The organism is Pseudomonas siliginis, assembly GCF_019145195.1.
Classification (GTDB): domain Bacteria; phylum Pseudomonadota; class Gammaproteobacteria; order Pseudomonadales; family Pseudomonadaceae; genus Aquipseudomonas; species Aquipseudomonas siliginis.
Genome location: NZ_JAHSTW010000002.1, coordinates 584654 through 600745, shown reverse-complemented (window position 1 = coordinate 600745; position 16092 = coordinate 584654). Strand labels below are relative to the sequence as shown.

Here is a 16092-nt window from a genome sequence, read left to right as displayed (position 1 = left end):
CTCAGAGTATCGGCGAAATCAGCCGGGCGATCCGCATGCCGACCTGTTGCAGGCGGTGGATCTCCCGGCTTTCTTCTTTGGCCACTTCATCGGCCAGGGCGAAATCGTCGTTGAGCATTTGTTCCACAGCGGCGGCGAACTCGCTGTCGACGGTCAGCAACATCACTTCGAAATTCAGGCGGAATGAGCGATTGTCCAGATTGGCGCTGCCGATGGCGCTGATTTCGCTGTCGATCAACACCACTTTCTGATGCAGAAAACCCGGTCGATAGCGGAACACCCGAACGCCGGCACGCACCGCCTCAAAGGCATACAGGCTGGACGCCGCATAGACGATGCGATGATCAGGCCGCGACGGCAACAGCAGGCGCACATCGACACCACGCAAAACTGCCAGCCTCAATGCCGCGAACACCGCTTCGTCCGGGACAAAGTAAGGGCTGGTGATCCATACGCGTTGCGTTGCTGCGTGAATGGCTTCGACGAAAAACAGCGAGCAGGTTTCGTAGGCATCCGCCGGGCCGCTGGCGAGCAATTGGCAAAGCACGCCATCCTCCGGGTACGTATCCGGAAGGATCAACGGCGGCAGAGTGCGAGCAGCCCAGAACCAGTCTTCCGCGAACGATTCCTGCATGCAAGCCACCACCGGCCCGCGGACTTTGACGTGGGTGTCACGCCACGGCGCCAATGGTGGCTTCTCACCCATGTATTCATCGCCGACGTTATGCCCGCCGACAAAGCCGACTACGCCATCGACTACAACGATTTTGCGGTGGTTGCGAAAGTTGACCTGAAAGCGGTTGAGCCAGCCGCTGCGCGTGGCAAAGGCTTTGACCTCGACGCCGGCGTCACGCAGCGCCTGCACGTAATGATGGGGCAGGGCATGGCTGCCGATGCGGTCGTAGAGCAAATGAATTGATACGCCTTCGGCGGCTTTCTGCAAAAGCAAATCACGCAGGCGCTGGCCGAGCCGATCGTCGTGGATGATGAAGAACTGGATCAGCACGGCTTCCTTCGCTTGTGCGATCGCCTGGAAAATCGCATCGAAGGTCGCGGTGCCGTTCACCAGCAGTTGCACCTCGTTGTTCGCCAGGCACGGCATGCGCCCCAGTTTCGGCATCGCGCGCAATGAGGCATAGGCACTCGAAGCGCGAGCGGCGAGGGCTTCTTCCACCCACGGGCGCCAGTTCAATTCGGAAATGGCCAGGCGCATCTGCTCGTTGGCCTGGCGCCGCGCCTTGATGTAGCCATCGAAGGTGCTGCGACCAAATACCAGATACGGAATAAGCGTGAGGTAGGGAATGAAGATCAGCGACAATGCCCAAGCGATCGAGCCTTGCGCAGTGCGCACGGTGAGCACCGCATGGATCGCAGCGATCGAACCGAGTGTGTGCAACAGGGCGATCAGGTAACCGAAAATGTGCGGTCCGAAAAAATCCATGGGGCAGCCTTGCTCCGTGAGATGCAATGCTTAACAGACCATGTTCTGCGGCGAATGTCTCTATTTAATCGGTGCATGAACCGACGCAACCGGCCGGCGTCTAACGGCCACAACTGATCAGGAGTTTCTCGATGAACGTTCGTCTGCTGGGTTTGGCGCTGGGCCTGGGTTTGGCATTGCCGGTGGTTGCGCAGGCGCAAATGCTGCAGCCGGGGTTGTGGGAAATGTCCTCGAGTAATCTGAAGGTCGATGATCAGGCCATGGATGTGCAATCGATCCTTGGCCAGATCCAAGGCCAGATCACCCCGCAGCAGCGGGCGGCGCTGGAGAAGAACGGCATCAACATCGGCGGCCAAGGCATCCGTGCCTGCCTGACGCCGCAGCAGGTGGCGACCAACGACATCCCGCTGGCCGACCCGCAATCGGGCTGCAAGCAGCAGATCACCGAGCGCACCGGCAACCAGTGGAAATTCCGCTTCAGCTGCCCGAAAGCCCAAGGCACAGGCGTGGCGACATTCCTCAGTGACCGCGAATTCACCACCGTTGCCAATGGCACCTTCAACGCCATCGGCATCAACCAGAAGGGCAGTCTGGAAACCCGTGCGGTGTGGCTGGGTCAGGATTGCGGCACGGTAAAACCCCGCGCTTAAAACCTCCGACTCCCACAGCTGGAACCCATTCCAACTGTGGGAGCGAGCCTGCTCGCGAATAGATCGGAAGTACACCTCAAGTCATGGCTGACTCAACGCCTTGTACAACGTATTGAGGTTGTATTCGAACAGCCCGGTAAAGGTGCTCGCCGGTCCACTCGCCGCCAGCGCATCCGAGTACAGCGTGCCGCCAATGTGCGCGCCGCTTTCATCCGCGATCTGCTTTAGCAGGCGCGCGTCCTTGATGTTTTCCATGAACACCGCTTTGACCTTGGCCTGGCGAATCTGCCTGATCAACGCAGCGACTTCGGCGGCGGAGGGTTCGCGTTCGGTGGACAAACCCTGTGGCGCGATAAAGTCGATGCCATAAGCCTGACCCAGATAGCCAAAAGCATCGTGGCTGGTGACGATCTTGCGATTGCCCGGCGGCAGCGCGCCGAGTTTGTTTTTGGCTTCGGCGAGCAGGGCATAGATCTGCTTGAGGTAGGTCTGGCTGTTGCGCTCGTAGTCAGCCTTGTTGCCCGGGTCGGCGGCGATCAGCGCCTTGGTAATGTTGGCGACGTACAACTCGGCGTTCGCCAGATTGTGCCAGGCGTGAGGATCCGCAACGGTCTCGCCGTCTTCATCGAGCGAACGTGGAATCACCCCGCGACTGGCACTGATCACCGTTGCCTTGCTGTCGGTGCTGGTCACCAGGCGATCCAGCCAAGGTTCGAAACCGAGGCCGTTCTTGATGATCACTTTGGCTTTGAGCAGCGCCTTGGCGTCATCCGGGGTCGGCTCGTAGGTGTGCGCATCGGCATCCGCGCCGACCATGTTGGTGATCTCAACGTGCTCGCCGCCGACCTGATGAACCATGTCGGCGAGGATGCTGAAGCTGGTGACCACCGGCAGTTTTTCGGCGGCCGACAAGGACATCGACAGCATCAGGCTGAACAGCACGAGTAGAGCGCGCATCGGGAAACACCTCATTGGGATGTGAGTAAAGGCGGGCGGCGCAGCAAACCGTGAACCGGTCCGAACACCACCGACAGCAGATAGCCGACCCCCGCGACCAGGACGATGGCCGGGCCGCTGGGCAGCGAGTAGTAAAACGACAGCAGCAAGCCCAGCCACACAGACACGCAGCCCATGACGGCGGCGACAGCAATCAGTATCGGCAGACGACGACTCCAGAATCTCGACGCGGCAGCCGGAAGCATCATCAGTCCCACTACCATCAGCGCGCCGATGGCCTGAAAACCGATCACCAGATTCAGTACGACGAGGGTAAGAAACACACCGTGGGCCAGAGGCCCGAGACGGCTGACGGTGCGCAAGAACAATGGGTCAAGTGTGTCCAGCAAGAGTGGTTTGTAGATTGCCGTCATGGCCATGAGGCTGATGGCCGAGACCCAAAGCATGCCGGTCAGTGTCGGCCCGTCTACGGCCAACGCTGAGCCGAACAGCAAGTGCAGAAGGTCGAGGCGCTTGCCGGCGATGCCAAGGATCAAAACGCCGCTGGCCAGTGAGATCGGATAGATCGCGGCGAGGCTGGCATCTTCTCGCAACCCCGTTCGCCGGGTGATCCAGGCCGCAAGTCCGGCCATGCTCAGACCGGCTCCCAAGCCACCGAGGGTGAGTGCGGGAAGACTCAAACCGGCAAACCAGAATCCCAATGCAGCGCCGGGAAGGATGCCGTGGGCGACAGCGTCACCGATCAAACTCATACGCCTGAGTATCAGAAAAACACCCAAGGGCGCCGTACTGCATGCCAGCACCAGGCCACCGAGCAGGGCGCGGCGCATGAACACGAATTCGCTGAACGGCTGCCAGAAATGGCTGAGGGTGGCGAGCATCAGGCCACCTGCATGCGCGCTGTCGGCTGGATTAGTTCCCGACTGGTTCCGTACACGCAGTGGCCGTTTTTGATCAGCAGGGTATCCGGAATGTGTTGGCGGACAGCCGCCAGGTCATGGCAGACCACAAGCAGTGTCCGGCCCTCGGCGTGCCAGTGGTGAATGTGCTGCCAGAGCAATTGCTGGCCGAGTTCGTCGAGTGCGGCGTGCGGTTCGTCCAGCAACAGCACCGGGGCATCAGCAAGGCTCAGTCGCGAGAGCAGGGCACGTTGTAGCTCACCGCCGGACAGGGCCATCAACGGACGCTGTTCGAGTCCACTCAGGTGCCAGTCTTCCAGTGCGTTTTTCAGTCGCTGCGTGCGCAGTTGCGTCGACAGCCGACGGCCCCAGAAACCTGCGGCGATGAGTTCTTCCAGGCTGATTGGGAACTGGCGATCAAGGTGCTGTTGTTGCGGCAGGAAGGAAATTCCGCTTTGACGTGGAACAGCCATTTCCACTTTGCCAGCGAGGGGCTTCTGCAATCCGGCGATGACCTTTAGCAGGCTGCTTTTGCCGCAGCCGTTGGCGCCGATGATGGCGGTCAGGCTGGCGCTCTCGAACTCAAGACTCAGAGGCGTCGTCAGCGGTTGACCGGGAGCGCCCCAGGCCAGTGATTGGCAGCGGATCATATTTGCTCCCGCTGCCAGCTGCTTTCGGCAACGGCATCATGGGCATGCAGGCTCTCGGCGTGGATCACGCGGATATGCAATCGGTTGATGCCGGGCGTGCGCTGCAGTGCCAGATTGAGGCGCCGCGCGGCGTCTTCGCAGAACATCAGGTTTTGCCCATTGGCGAGTGCGAAGGCTTGCTCGTCGGGGCGCTTTACTGCGGTCTGCACGGCCGTGCCGAGGGCCGCTTCAGCGTCATCGATGATCGCGGTCAGCGGTAGCTCGTCGATGAAATTGTCGAGATGCAGGTGCAGTTGCGCATAGCTGCGCTGGCTATGCGGTGTCGCTACGATCCCTTTGGTTGAGCCAAGCCATGCCAAAACATCTGCGTGTTGCAGAGCCTTGTTGGCGAAATCGTCGACGAATTGCTGTTGGATCAATTGCCTTGCCAAGGCTGCCGAGCAGGGGCATGTCGAGGAATAGGGCAGTGCAATTTTTAGTTCCACGTGGAACATTTGCTGTTTCAGGCTCGCTGAAATGGACGCCGCATAGGATTTCCAGCCGGCCAGGGGGCTGACCAACGCGGGTCGTTTCAGCAACAAGTCAGTGTGAATATTCAGATATGCGCAGTCGGATAGACCTTGATGGCTTGTCAGAAAACACGTGAGTACCTGATGCAATAGAGCGGGAGAAAGGCTCCGCTGTTCGAGCGCTTCGAGTGCCAAATACAATCGCGACATGTGGATCCCGCGCGCTTCACCATCATCGAGACTCACGCCAGCGTCGACTCTGGCGCTCAGGCGTTGGCCTTCAAGCACAACGGGTAGGGCAATCCCACGCATGCCTACCCAATCGAGTGGCAGTGCCTGGCGCGCAGATTGGGCGGCGATATCCGGGAGAGTAAGAGCATTCATGGGTTGAGACCGTCGTATTGATCCCTATTTACGTTACATTATAACAATCCATTCAGCGATGCTTTTTTCATGAAAAGGTTTTCACTAGCAGCCCGTCATCCGGCTGCAAGTGAACCTTGCGCTGCTACCGCCCGAGCTGGAGAAGCGGTTGATGGTTGTCCAGCCGACACGGCGGGTATAGCCAACCCAAGCCTCGCCATCGGAGGCGATGCCGGTAAAAAAGGTTAATTGGCCGAAGCGGCTGTTGGTCTGCGCCCAATAGCGATGGCCGTTCTTCTCGAATCCGCGCAGGTAAAGCGTGGTGCCTACCGTATTCACGCTATAGGCATTGCCGTCGGCGTCTACACACGCCAGCAGATTAGCGCTGCGTGTGCAGTGCGCCGGCCCCGGCATGTGCGCCTGTGCTTGGCTGGCCAGCGACATAGCAAAGCTCAAAAGCAGGCATTTCAACCCCTTGTTCATTGCGAGTGTCCACGATCGGTGGTGCAGCAATTTGCGAAATCTCCTCTGTCGGACTGGCAAACTCAAGTTGTTATACTATAACATAAATCGGAGCCAGCCTGAGCTGCCGATACAATCATTTGCCTTCGTTGACCCGAGTAAATGAAGCGCAACGCGCCAAGCGCACACCTCAAAGCGCAAATCGGCTGCCATTTATGAGGATTATCCAATGTCAGCCAAATTGCCCGTCACCGTACTTTCAGGATTTCTCGGCGCCGGAAAAAGTACACTTTTGAATTACGTACTACGTAACCGAGACGGCTTGCGCGTTGCGGTGATCGTCAACGATATGAGCGAGATCAACATCGATGGCAGTGAAGTCCAGCGCGATGTCAGCCTGAACCGCGCTGAGGAAAAACTCATCGAAATGAGCAATGGCTGTATCTGCTGTACGTTACGTGAAGATTTACTGGAAGAAGTCAGCAAACTCGCCCGCGAGGATCGTTTCGATTACCTGCTGATCGAATCCACCGGCATTTCCGAACCGCTTCCGGTCGCTGAAACCTTCACCTTCCGCGATGAACAGGGGCAAAGCCTCGCCGACATTGCTCGCCTCGATACCATGGTCACCGTGGTCGACGGTGTGAATTTCCTGATCGATTACCAGGCGGCCGAAAGCCTCGCCTCTCGCGGCGAGATTCTCGGTGAAGATGACGAGCGCTCCATCACCGATCTGTTGATCGAGCAGATCGAGTTCGCCGACGTCCTGCTGATCAGCAAAATCGACCTGATCAGCCAGCACGAGCGTGAAGAACTCACCGCCATCCTCAAGCGCCTCAATGCCCAGGCTGAAATCATTCCAATGGTGATGGGCGAAATCCCACTGGAGAAAATCCTCAGCACCGGTCGTTTCGATTTCGATCAGGCCGCACAAGCGCCCGGATGGCTAAAGGAATTGCGCGGTGAGCACGTCCCGGAAACACAGGAATACGGCATCGCCTCGAAGGCCTACCGCGCGCGCCGGCCATTTCACCCGCAACGCTTCTTCAGCTTCATCGATCGGCCTTGGCTGAACGGCAAGCTGCTGCGCTCCAAAGGCTTCTTCTGGCTCGCCAGCAAACCCACCGACGCCGGTAGCTGGTCGCAGGCCGGTGGTTTGATGCGGCATGGATTCGCCGGGCGCTGGTGGCGTTTCGTAGCAAAGAATCAATGGCCCGAAGATCAGGAAAGCGTGCAGGCGATCATGGAAAACTGGACTCCAAGCGTAGGAGATTGCCGCCAGGAGCTGGTTTTCATCGGTCAGAACATAGATTTCCTACAACTGACCGCCGAACTCGATGCCTGCCTTTTGACCGACGAAGAAATGGCCATGGGTGTAGAAGGCTGGCGTTCGCTGCCTGATCCATTCGGCCTTTGGCACGAAGAGGCCGCCTGATGCTCGCACTCAAGGATCAGCCGCTTCTTACCCGTCAGCAGCACCAGGGTGTGACACCGCAAACGTTGACGCGAATCCTGGACGACCAGACCAATCTCGCCGTCTGGCAACGCCAGTTGCCCGTGCACATTGCCGACTTTGCGCAATTGGTGCTGTCGCTCAACGAGCCCTTGGCCGAGTCGCTGTGTCTGGAATTGCCCGACGAAGATGCCGAACCGGATCTCGCCGGTCTGGCTGCAGGGCTGCGTGATCTGCAAGGTTTCGAAGGTTTCATCAGCGACCTCAAATTGCTGATCAGTGCCTTCGCCTGCCTGCTGGGCGCGCGGCGTATCGGCGTGCGTTTGCGCGTGCTGGACAAGGCCATGTGTCCGCGTTTCCACGTCGATCACGTGCCGGTGCGCCTGATCACGACCTACGCTGGCATCGGCAGCCAATGGCTTGAGGAGGGCGCGATGGATCGCCTGCAACTTGGCCAGGCCAATGCCGAACCGCACAGTCCAGCGTCGATTCGCCAGCTCAACAGCGGCGACGTCGCGTTGCTCAAAGGCGAAAAATGGCACGGCAATGAAGGCTTCGGCCTGATCCATCGTTCGCCGCAACCGGCGCCCGGTGAGCGCCGTCTGCTGCTGACCCTCGACTGGCTCGGCTGAAATTCAGGGCTTGCGCCAGGCGCCCTGGCTCTGGCCTTCGCAATACGGCTTGAGATACGCAGCGTCAGTGGTCACGCCGTAATAGTGGATATCCTGGCGATAGGGCATATTGGCGACTTGCGCGTTGCTGCACACGCCGAAAGCGCCGCTGGGGCACTGGTCGACGTATTGCACCTCGACCTTCTGCCCGGCCAGCGTCGGTTGGCAGAAGCCGTCATTGAACAATTTCTGCGGAATCGTCCGGTTCTGCTGACAGACTTTGACGTCCAGCCGTTCGCCCTGTGTGTGCACCACGCAGGCCTGAGCCCACGCTTCACTCGACAGCAGCGCCAACAGCAACGACCATCCCGACCAGCGCATCTTCGATCTCCTCAATAACTGTCCGCAGAAAGTACCCGCCATGTTGCAGAACATTCCGACCCACGTCATCGCCGGCCCGTTGGGCGCCGGCAAGACCAGCCTGATTCGCCAGTTGTTGGCGCAACGGCCTGCGAACGAACGCTGGGCGGTACTGATCAACGAGTTCGGCCAGATTGGTCTGGACGCCGCGCTGCTGACTCGCGACGACGGTGGTATCGCACTGGGTGAGGTGGCCGGGGGCTGCCTGTGTTGCGTCAATGGCGCGCCATTTCAGATCGGCCTCGGCCGCCTGCTGCGCAAGGCCAGGCCGGATCGACTGTTTATCGAGCCATCCGGGCTGGGCCATCCGGCGCAGTTGCTCAAGCAACTTAACGAGGCGCCGTGGCTGAGCGTGCTGGCGGTCCAACCATGTGTTCTGGTTCTGGACGCTCAGGCATTGCACGCGGGCAGGGACTTGCCGGACGCCCAGCAGCAAGCGTTGGCCAGCGCGGGGTTGTTGCTGTTGAACAAGGCCGAAGATCTTGATGAAACGGCTCGAGACAGAATCGCCAGCCAGTTGCCGCCCGTCAGGCTGATCTGGACGCAGCAAGCGCAACTGCCTCTGAGCGAGCTTCCGGGGCTGGCAGTAAAAGCGAACGAAGGCGCAGGGCATCTGCCGCTGCCCACTGGATTGGCACAGCTGCCAGCGGTCTGGAGCAATCCGGCCGAACCGATTTGCCTGAGTCAGGCGCAGGAGGGTGGGTGGAGCATCGGTTGGCGCTGGCATCCGGGGCAGGTATTTGATCAAGCACGCATCGCCGATTGGCTGAGCGCGCTCGACTGGAAGCGGGCGAAACTGGTTATCCACAGCACGGATGGCTGGGTTTCGGGCAATGCGCTGGAGCATGCCGAGCTGAGTTGGCAAGCCAGCGAATGGCGAAAAGACTCAAGAATCGAGCTGATCTTCGCTGAACCGCAGAACATCGAACAGCTGCAAGCCGGTTTGGCTGAATGCCGGATTCAGTGAGTCAGCTCAGGGCTTCCACTTGGTATGTTCCTGGCGCCACTGGCTCAGCTCGATGACTTCGGCGCGAGGCTTGTGGACTTCGACCACCGGCGGCGTGTCGTCGAACGGCGCCGGGTAGGGCGCCAGTTCAATCTGCGCACTGTGCGCGCCAAATTGGGTGACGGTGCCGTTGTGGCGGCTTTCGCCGGTCACGGTGAACTCGAAGTTGTAGACCCGCGCCAGTCGTCGGCGACCGTTGGCATCCCTGATCAGAGCGATTTTTTTCAGCGCGACGTTACCGTCCAGCAGTTCAACGCCAACATTGGTGCAATGCTGTTTGACCCGCTCCAGCGCGCGCTCGCGCAAGCCGTGGTTATGCCATAGCCAGGCACCAGCGGCGGCGAACAGCATCAGCACGAAGATGTTTTCCAGGGTCAGCATCTACATCGAACTCCAAATGATGGCGTCAGCTTAACTGTCTCGCCGGTCTGTCGTACAGGCTGTGTTTCGTCGCATACTGCGCGGCTTGAATTTCAATCGTTTTACGGAATGACCCGAATGAAACGTACGCCTCATCTGCTCGCCATCCAGTCCCACGTGGTGTTTGGCCACGCCGGCAACAGCGCTGCGGTTTTTCCGATGCAGCGGGTCGGGGTCAACGTCTGGCCGCTCAACACCGTGCAGTTTTCCAACCACACCCAGTATGGTCAGTGGGCCGGTGAAGTGCTGGCGCCGCAGCAGATCCCCGAGCTGATCGAAGGCATCGCCGCAATTGGCGAGTTGGGCAATTGCGACGCGGTGCTGTCCGGCTATCTCGGCAGCGCCGCACAGGGCCGGGCGATTCTCAGCGGTGTGGCGCGGATCAAAGCGGTCAATCCGAAGATGCTGTATCTGTGTGATCCGGTGATGGGCCATCCGGAGAAAGGCTGCAGCGTGCCCACCGAGGTCAGCGACTTCCTCCTGGATGAGGCCGCGGCCGTGGCGGACATCATGTGCCCGAATCAACTGGAGCTGGACAGTTTTTCCGGGCGCAAGCCGCAGTCGCTGTTCGATTGCCTGGCGATGGCGCGAGCGCTGCTGGCGCGCGGTCCGAAAGCGGTACTGGTCAAGCATCTGGATTATCCGGGCAAACCGGCGGATGGCTTCGAAATGTTGTTGGTGACGGCTGATGGCAGTTGGCATCTGCGCCGTCCGTTGCTGGCGTTTCCGCGCCAGCCGGTGGGCGTGGGCGACCTGACGTCCGGTCTGTTCCTGGCGCGAGTGCTGCTGGGCGACAGCCTGCTGGCGGCATTCGAATTCACCGCAGCGGCAGTGCATGAGGTGTTGCTGGAAACCCAGGCGTGCGCCAGTTATGAGCTGCAACTGGTGCGGGCGCAGGATCGCATTGCGCATCCGCGGGTGAAGTTCGAGGCTACAGCGATCAGTCTCTGAGACCGAGTCGTCTTTATTCGCGAGCAGGCTCGCTCCCACAGGAAGAATGCATTCCAGATGTGGGAGCGAGCCTGCTCGCGAAAGCGATCAATTGAGCGCTACCCGTTTCAGGCGTCGCCCTTGATCTCCTGATAACGCTTCTCCAGTTCCTGACGAATCTGTCGGCGCTGCTGCGCCTGCATGAAGCGGCGCTTGTCTTCGCTGTTCTGCGGTTGCAACGGCGGCACGGCGGCCGGTTTGCGCTGATCATCCACCGCGACCATGGTGAAGAAGCAGCTGTTGGTGTGGCGCACCGAGCGTTCGCGGATGTTTTCGGTGACCACTTTGATGCCGACTTCCATCGAGGTGTTGCCGGTGTAGTTGACCGAGGCCAGGAACGTCACCAGTTCGCCGACATGAATCGGCTCGCGGAAAATCACCTGATCGACCGACAGGGTCACCACGTAGCGCCCGGCATAACGGCTGGCGCAGGCGTAGGCCACTTCGTCGAGGTATTTGAGCAGGGTGCCGCCGTGGACATTGCCAGAGAAGTTGGCCATGTCGGGGGTCATCAGTACCGTCATCGACAGCTGGGCGTTTCCGGGTTCCATAACGTTCTCACGGATCAAGGCTGATTGCAGGAAGCGCCTCTGCGGGCACCTGGTGGCTTTTCAAAAAGCACCGTTATCGGGACGCCGCGCGGCGGGCCGCCGTCACGCCGGTAGCGATCTGTTTCCATATATTGCACCGGCTTCCAGAGCGAAGTCGCGGTGTTAACCTGCAAAAGCCCTGCCCAAGGGCAATTCCTACATTAAAAGCGGATTTTTACCCTGCTCGCGCAGAACGTCTGACGTCTGTCCGCGCGCCTCGTCATCAAGGAGCCCACGCCATGCATGCCATCAGTTTTATTCAGGATCTGGCAGTGATCATGCTGGTCGCGGGCGTGGTAACCGTACTGTTTCATCGTTTCAAACAACCGGTGGTACTCGGCTATATCGTCGCCGGCTTCATCATCGGCCCGCACACGCCGCCGTTCGGCCTGATTCACGACGAAGAAACCATCAAGACCCTGGCCGAACTCGGGGTGATCTTCCTGATGTTCTGCCTCGGCCTGGAGTTCAGCCTGCGCAAGTTGTTCAAGGTTGGGGCAACGGCGTTCATTGCCGCATTTCTCGAAATCATCCTGATGATCTGGATCGGTTACGAAATCGGTCGCTGGTTCGACTGGAACACCATGGATTCGTTGTTCCTCGGCGCGATTCTGGCGATCTCCTCAACCACCATCATCGTCAAAGCGCTGAATGACCTGAAGATGAAGAACGAGCGCTTTGCGCAGTTGATCTTCGGCGTGCTGATTGTCGAGGACATCCTTGGCATCGGCATTATCGCGCTGCTGTCGAGCATCGCCGTCAGCGGCACGGTGAGTTCGGGTGAAGTGTTTTCCACGGTCGGCAAGCTGTCGCTGTTCATGATCGTCGCACTGGTCATCGGCATTCTGTTGGTGCCGCGTCTGCTGGCTTATGTGGCGAAATTCGAAAGCAACGAGATGCTGCTGATCACCGTGCTCGGCCTGTGTTTCGGCTTCTGCCTGCTGGTGGTCAAGCTGGAATACAGCATGGTGCTCGGCGCTTTCCTGATCGGCGCGATCATGGCCGAGTCCCGGCAATTGCTGAAAATCGAACGGCTGGTCGAGCCGGTTCGCGATCTGTTCAGCGCAATCTTTTTCGTCGCCATCGGGCTGATGCTCGATCCGCTGATTCTCATCGAATATGCCTGGCCGATTGCGGTAATCACCGTGGCCGTGGTGCTGGGCAAGATGTTGTCCTGCGGCCTCGGCGCGTTTATCGCCGGCAATGACGGACGGACCTCGCTGCGAGTCGGCATGGGTCTGTCACAGATTGGCGAATTTTCCTTCATCATCGCCGCGCTGGGCATGACCTTGCAGGTGACCAGCAACTTCCTCTACCCGGTCGCTGTAGCCGTGTCGGTGATCACCACGCTGCTGACGCCGTACCTGATTCGCGCGGCGGATCCGTTGTCGATCAAGCTCTCGGCCGCTGTGCCCAAGCGGCTCGGGCGGGTGCTCGGCATGTATGGCGAATGGTTGCGCAGTATTCAGCCGCAGGGCGAGGGTGCGCTGCTGGCGTCGATGATCCGGCGGATCCTGTTGCAAGTCGGGGTCAATCTGGCGCTGGTGATTGCGATCTTCTTTGCCGGCGCATACTTCGCCGAGCGCATGTCGTTGTGGCTGCAGGACTGGATCAGCGATCCGAGCTGGCAGAAGGCACTGATCTGGGGCGGGGCGTTGCTGGTCTCGCTACCGTTCCTGATTGCGGCTTATCGCAAGCTCAAGGCGCTGTCGATGCTGCTGGCGGAGATGGGCGTCAAGCCGGAGATGGCCGGGCGTCACACGCAGCGAGTGCGCCGGGTGATCGCCGAAGTCATCCCGATCCTCTCGCTGCTGGTGATTTTCCTGCTGTTGGCAGCCTTGTCGGCCAGTATCCTGCCGACCAACAAGCTGCTGATGCTGATCGCCGTCGTGGCGGCCGCCGTAGCGGCACTGCTGTGGCGCTGGTTCATCCGCGTGCATACGCGGATGCAGGTGGCCTTGCTGGAAACCCTCGACAACCACAAGGAGTCGTCGGGGCATTGACCACCCGGGGCGTGTGGCGGATCAGCTTTCCAGCCAGACGTCCCGCGCCCAGTGCCACACCGATTCCCAGGTTTCTTCAGCAATCAGTTCTTCTTCGGCCTGCCACAGCACCACGGTGCCGTCTTCTTCGACACAGTAGTAGTTATCGCCGTGCTGACAGATCGGGATCAAGCTGCGATCAACACCCACGTCCCATGCATTGGCCGCCACGTCCGGCAGATAGGTGTGCGATTGCGGGTCAGTGACGGTCACCGGCTCGAGGCTGCCATAGACCACATCGCTGACGGTCAGCAAAAATTCTTTGAAGACGAATGGAATGTCGATGAACAGTTGTTCTTCGATTTCCACCAGCAGGTCTTCGTCAGGCAACTCCAAAGGAACCGGTACGGGTTCGTTGGCTTCGCGCAGTTGTTCGATGATTTCTTCCACGTCCGGGATCCTCTTGCTGAATGGCGCGGTTTATATGGGCCGGTTTATACAGTAGCTCGCCATAGATGCAACCGTGAAATGAAAAACCCCGGCCGAGGCCGGGGTTCTGTTACCGCAAGTGAAGCGCAGCAGGGATCAGCCGTTCTGGCGGATACCGGCGACCAGCCAAGGCTGGTTGTCGCCCTGCGGACGTTCCATGTTCCAGCTTTCGCTGAACACTTCGCCCTGGTCGAAACGCGAGGTTTTCGACACGCCGGTGAAGGTCAGGGTGGCGATGGTCTTGTCGGCACGATCGTCGACGCCGTCCAGCTGCACCTGCAGGTTGTCGATATAGGTCGACTGGAAGCCATCGCCCAGATCCGCTCGCTCACGCTTGAGGAACTCCAGCATTTGCGGGGTCACGAACTCGGCAATCTTGTCCATTTCGTTGGCGTCCCAGTGCTGCTGCAGCGACTGGAAGTGGCTGCGCGCGGCTTCAAGGAAGCGCTCTTCGTTGAACCAGGCCGGTGCGTTGATCACTGGACGGGCGGCAGCCGGAGCGGCCGAACCACCAAAGATCGAACCCATGGCGGCAGGCTTCTGCTCGAACACTTCACGCTGCATCGGCGCGCCGGCCGGAGCGAATTGCTCCTGCTGCTTGCGACGACGGGCGGCGATGAAGCGGAAGATCACGAACGCGATCAGGGCCATGATCAGGATGTCGAAGATCTGCATGCCCTGGAAACCGTCGCCCATGAACATCGACGCGAGCAGGCCACCGGCGGCGATGCCCGCCAATGGGCCGAGCCAGCGCGACGCACCGCCGGCCTTGGCCGCGGCGCCAGCAGCACCGGCAGCGCCAGCGGTCGCTGCTGCGCCGCCCACGCCTGGAGAAGAAGGAGCCATCTGGCTGGTCTGGTGCGTCGGCGCAGCGCCGGCGCTTTTGCCACCACCAAAGCGCTTGGCGTTGGCGTCGAGGCTCATCGTCAGGCCGATGCACAACGCCATGGCGATGCTAAGAAAACGTTTCATAAAGGGTATTCCCGTTTTGTGGAGACACGCGCGCCATGTTGCACAGCTGAAGTGTTACTGGCTAGCGAGAGAGTGTTTCGGGCTTTTGCCTGACAGGTTGCGTTCAGCTTGGCGAGGCAATCAGCCGATGTACTTTTGTCTGTAGGAAAAGGCGATAGGTTCAGAGGGATTGATGCACTTGCGCCGCATAACCTGTAGATACTCTGTTCACGGTCAAGCTTTTTGGGTGTGTTTACCGCTAAAAAGCTTGGCTGTACTGAAGTCTTCGCCTGCCCGCATGCAGGCCCATAGTCCGGTCAGGTATTTGCGCATGATTGCGACAATAGCCTGCATCTTCCTCTTTCCTCGAGCCACCAAGGCTTCGTAAAACGCTTTCACGTTTGGGTCGCAACGTATGGCGGTCAGCGCAGGCATGTACATCGCTGAGCGCAAATAGGCATTGCCGCCCTTACTTATCCGGCCGGGTTTATCAATGCTGGTGCCTGATTGCGTGAGTCGGACATCGAGTCCGGCATGGCGGCTGACCTGCGCTGACTTGAGCGTTACCGGTAAGGTCGTCAGTTCAGCCAGCGCCGCAAATACTGAGATCTCACCCATGCCAGGGGCGGTGATCATGTGGGCGAACTGGGCGCTCAACGTTGGGCAGTTGTCGATCAATGCCCGACCCGCTAGTCGGAAACGCTCGATTCGTTTGTCAAAGGCGTTGATGGCTTCTTCTTCGTCCTCAATCAGCATCAGAAGAGTTGTTTGAGTGGCTTTTAGTGCATGCAGCTCGTTTTTGGCGCGGGTGCGATGACCCGTCAAACGATTGAGGTGGCGACCAATAGCGCGCAGCTCAAGTTGTATTGAAGTGGGCGGCGTCCACAACCTTGGGCTCATGCGTTCGCCGTACTCAGCTAATAACTGGGCATCGATTGCGTCCGTTTTGCTGTTTTTCAGCATCAGTTTTGCAAAGTTGTGAAAACTCTTCGGATTGATAACCGAGACTGGCAAACCTGCCGCAGCGAGCTCCATGGCCAAGTCCAGGTAGTAGATTCCTGTGGCTTCCATCACCACAGACATAGGCTTGAGCTCAAGCAATTTGCCGACAGCAGCTTTGCGCCCCGCCGGTGTCTGGTCGATATTGCACTGACCTGCAAAGCGGCCGCCATTGCGCCAGCCCATCGCTGTAGTGCGAGATCCCACATCCAAGCCGACGTGCATGTTCATGCTTTCAACTCCAAGAGAA

18 protein-coding genes are annotated in these 16092 nt (G+C 59.4%); 6 read left to right on the top strand and 12 right to left on the bottom strand.

Going from position 1 to position 16092, the window contains the following annotated elements; all coding sequences use genetic code 11:
• Window position 1 precedes the first annotated feature (1 nt).
• Window positions 2-1441: a cardiolipin synthase gene (cls, locus tag KVG87_RS06585; RefSeq protein ID WP_122692290.1), complete on the bottom strand. Its 1440-nt coding sequence runs from the start codon at window positions 1439-1441 to the stop codon at window positions 2-4.
• Window positions 1442-1572: 131 nt separating this feature from the next.
• Between cls and KVG87_RS06580 the strand changes: the two genes are divergently transcribed.
• Complete coding sequence (locus KVG87_RS06580) at window positions 1573-2091, top strand: DUF3617 domain-containing protein (RefSeq protein ID WP_217849825.1); 519 nt, start codon at window positions 1573-1575, stop codon at window positions 2089-2091.
• An 81-nt stretch (window positions 2092-2172) separates the two neighbouring features.
• Here the strand turns inward: KVG87_RS06580 and KVG87_RS06575 are convergent, their stop codons facing one another.
• The 5 genes from KVG87_RS06575 to KVG87_RS06555 form a co-directional block, all read right to left on the bottom strand.
• Entirely contained in the window at window positions 2173-3048 is an 876-nt protein-coding gene (locus tag KVG87_RS06575) for a metal ABC transporter substrate-binding protein (protein ID WP_217849824.1), read from the bottom strand.
• Window positions 3049-3059: 11 nt separating this feature from the next.
• On the bottom strand, window positions 3060-3929 hold the full coding sequence (locus KVG87_RS06570) for a metal ABC transporter permease (RefSeq protein ID WP_217849823.1): 870 nt from the start codon (window positions 3927-3929) through the stop codon (window positions 3060-3062).
• Window positions 3929-4597: a metal ABC transporter ATP-binding protein gene (locus KVG87_RS06565; RefSeq protein WP_217849822.1), complete on the bottom strand. Its 669-nt coding sequence runs from the start codon at window positions 4595-4597 to the stop codon at window positions 3929-3931. Before KVG87_RS06565 ends, KVG87_RS06570 begins: the two co-directional genes overlap by 1 nt.
• A complete protein-coding gene (folE2, locus tag KVG87_RS06560; RefSeq protein WP_217849821.1) occupies window positions 4594-5490 on the bottom strand; it encodes a GTP cyclohydrolase FolE2 in 897 nt (298 codons plus the stop codon). Before folE2 ends, KVG87_RS06565 begins: the two co-directional genes overlap by 4 nt.
• Before the next feature lie 84 nt (window positions 5491-5574).
• The gene (locus KVG87_RS06555) at window positions 5575-5952 is read right to left on the bottom strand and encodes a glutamine synthetase (RefSeq protein ID WP_217849820.1); all 378 of its coding nucleotides are present in this window, start codon (window positions 5950-5952) and stop codon (window positions 5575-5577) included.
• 208 nt (window positions 5953-6160) lie between these two features.
• Between KVG87_RS06555 and zigA the strand changes: the two genes are divergently transcribed.
• Together zigA and KVG87_RS06545 are read left to right on the top strand one after the other, a co-directional pair.
• The gene (gene zigA / locus KVG87_RS06550; protein WP_217849819.1) at window positions 6161-7366 is read left to right on the top strand and encodes a zinc metallochaperone GTPase ZigA; all 1206 of its coding nucleotides are present in this window, start codon (window positions 6161-6163) and stop codon (window positions 7364-7366) included.
• A complete protein-coding gene (locus KVG87_RS06545) occupies window positions 7366-8016 on the top strand; it encodes a DUF1826 domain-containing protein (protein ID WP_217849818.1) in 651 nt (216 codons plus the stop codon). Before zigA ends, KVG87_RS06545 begins: the two co-directional genes overlap by 1 nt.
• Before the next feature lie 3 nt (window positions 8017-8019).
• Here KVG87_RS06545 and KVG87_RS06540 read toward each other — a convergent pair whose 3' ends face one another.
• On the bottom strand, window positions 8020-8376 hold the full coding sequence (locus tag KVG87_RS06540) for an NADH:ubiquinone oxidoreductase (RefSeq protein ID WP_217849817.1): 357 nt from the start codon (window positions 8374-8376) through the stop codon (window positions 8020-8022).
• Between the two features lie 40 nt (window positions 8377-8416).
• On the opposite strand from KVG87_RS06540, the gene KVG87_RS06535 reads away from it, so the two are divergent.
• Window positions 8417-9382 (top strand): CobW family GTP-binding protein, encoded by a 966-nt coding sequence (locus KVG87_RS06535; RefSeq protein ID WP_217849816.1) that lies wholly within the window; start codon window positions 8417-8419, stop codon window positions 9380-9382.
• Between the two features lie 6 nt (window positions 9383-9388).
• On the opposite strand, the gene KVG87_RS06530 is transcribed toward KVG87_RS06535, so the two are convergent.
• Window positions 9389-9802, bottom strand: coding sequence for a DUF3301 domain-containing protein (locus KVG87_RS06530; RefSeq protein ID WP_217849815.1), 414 nt, complete (start codon window positions 9800-9802; stop codon window positions 9389-9391).
• 117 nt (window positions 9803-9919) lie between these two features.
• Between KVG87_RS06530 and pdxY the strand changes: the two genes are divergently transcribed.
• The gene (gene pdxY / locus KVG87_RS06525; RefSeq protein WP_217849814.1) at window positions 9920-10792 is read left to right on the top strand and encodes a pyridoxal kinase PdxY; all 873 of its coding nucleotides are present in this window, start codon (window positions 9920-9922) and stop codon (window positions 10790-10792) included.
• A gap of 107 nt (window positions 10793-10899) precedes the next feature.
• On the opposite strand, the gene KVG87_RS06520 is transcribed toward pdxY, so the two are convergent.
• Window positions 10900-11382: an acyl-CoA thioesterase gene (locus KVG87_RS06520; RefSeq protein ID WP_016772447.1), complete on the bottom strand. Its 483-nt coding sequence runs from the start codon at window positions 11380-11382 to the stop codon at window positions 10900-10902.
• A 278-nt stretch (window positions 11383-11660) separates the two neighbouring features.
• Between KVG87_RS06520 and KVG87_RS06515 the strand changes: the two genes are divergently transcribed.
• Window positions 11661-13424, top strand: coding sequence for a cation:proton antiporter (locus KVG87_RS06515; RefSeq protein WP_076564656.1), 1764 nt, complete (start codon window positions 11661-11663; stop codon window positions 13422-13424).
• 21 nt (window positions 13425-13445) lie between these two features.
• On the opposite strand, the gene KVG87_RS06510 is transcribed toward KVG87_RS06515, so the two are convergent.
• The 3 genes from KVG87_RS06510 to KVG87_RS06500 form a co-directional block, all read right to left on the bottom strand.
• Entirely contained in the window at window positions 13446-13853 is a 408-nt protein-coding gene (locus KVG87_RS06510) for an SMI1/KNR4 family protein (protein WP_076564654.1), read from the bottom strand.
• Between the two features lie 135 nt (window positions 13854-13988).
• Complete coding sequence (locus tag KVG87_RS06505) at window positions 13989-14864, bottom strand: Tim44 domain-containing protein (protein WP_016772449.1); 876 nt, start codon at window positions 14862-14864, stop codon at window positions 13989-13991.
• A 213-nt stretch (window positions 14865-15077) separates the two neighbouring features.
• Window positions 15078-16073: an IS110 family RNA-guided transposase gene (locus KVG87_RS06500; protein WP_217849813.1), complete on the bottom strand. Its 996-nt coding sequence runs from the start codon at window positions 16071-16073 to the stop codon at window positions 15078-15080.
• Window positions 16074-16092 lie beyond the last annotated feature (19 nt).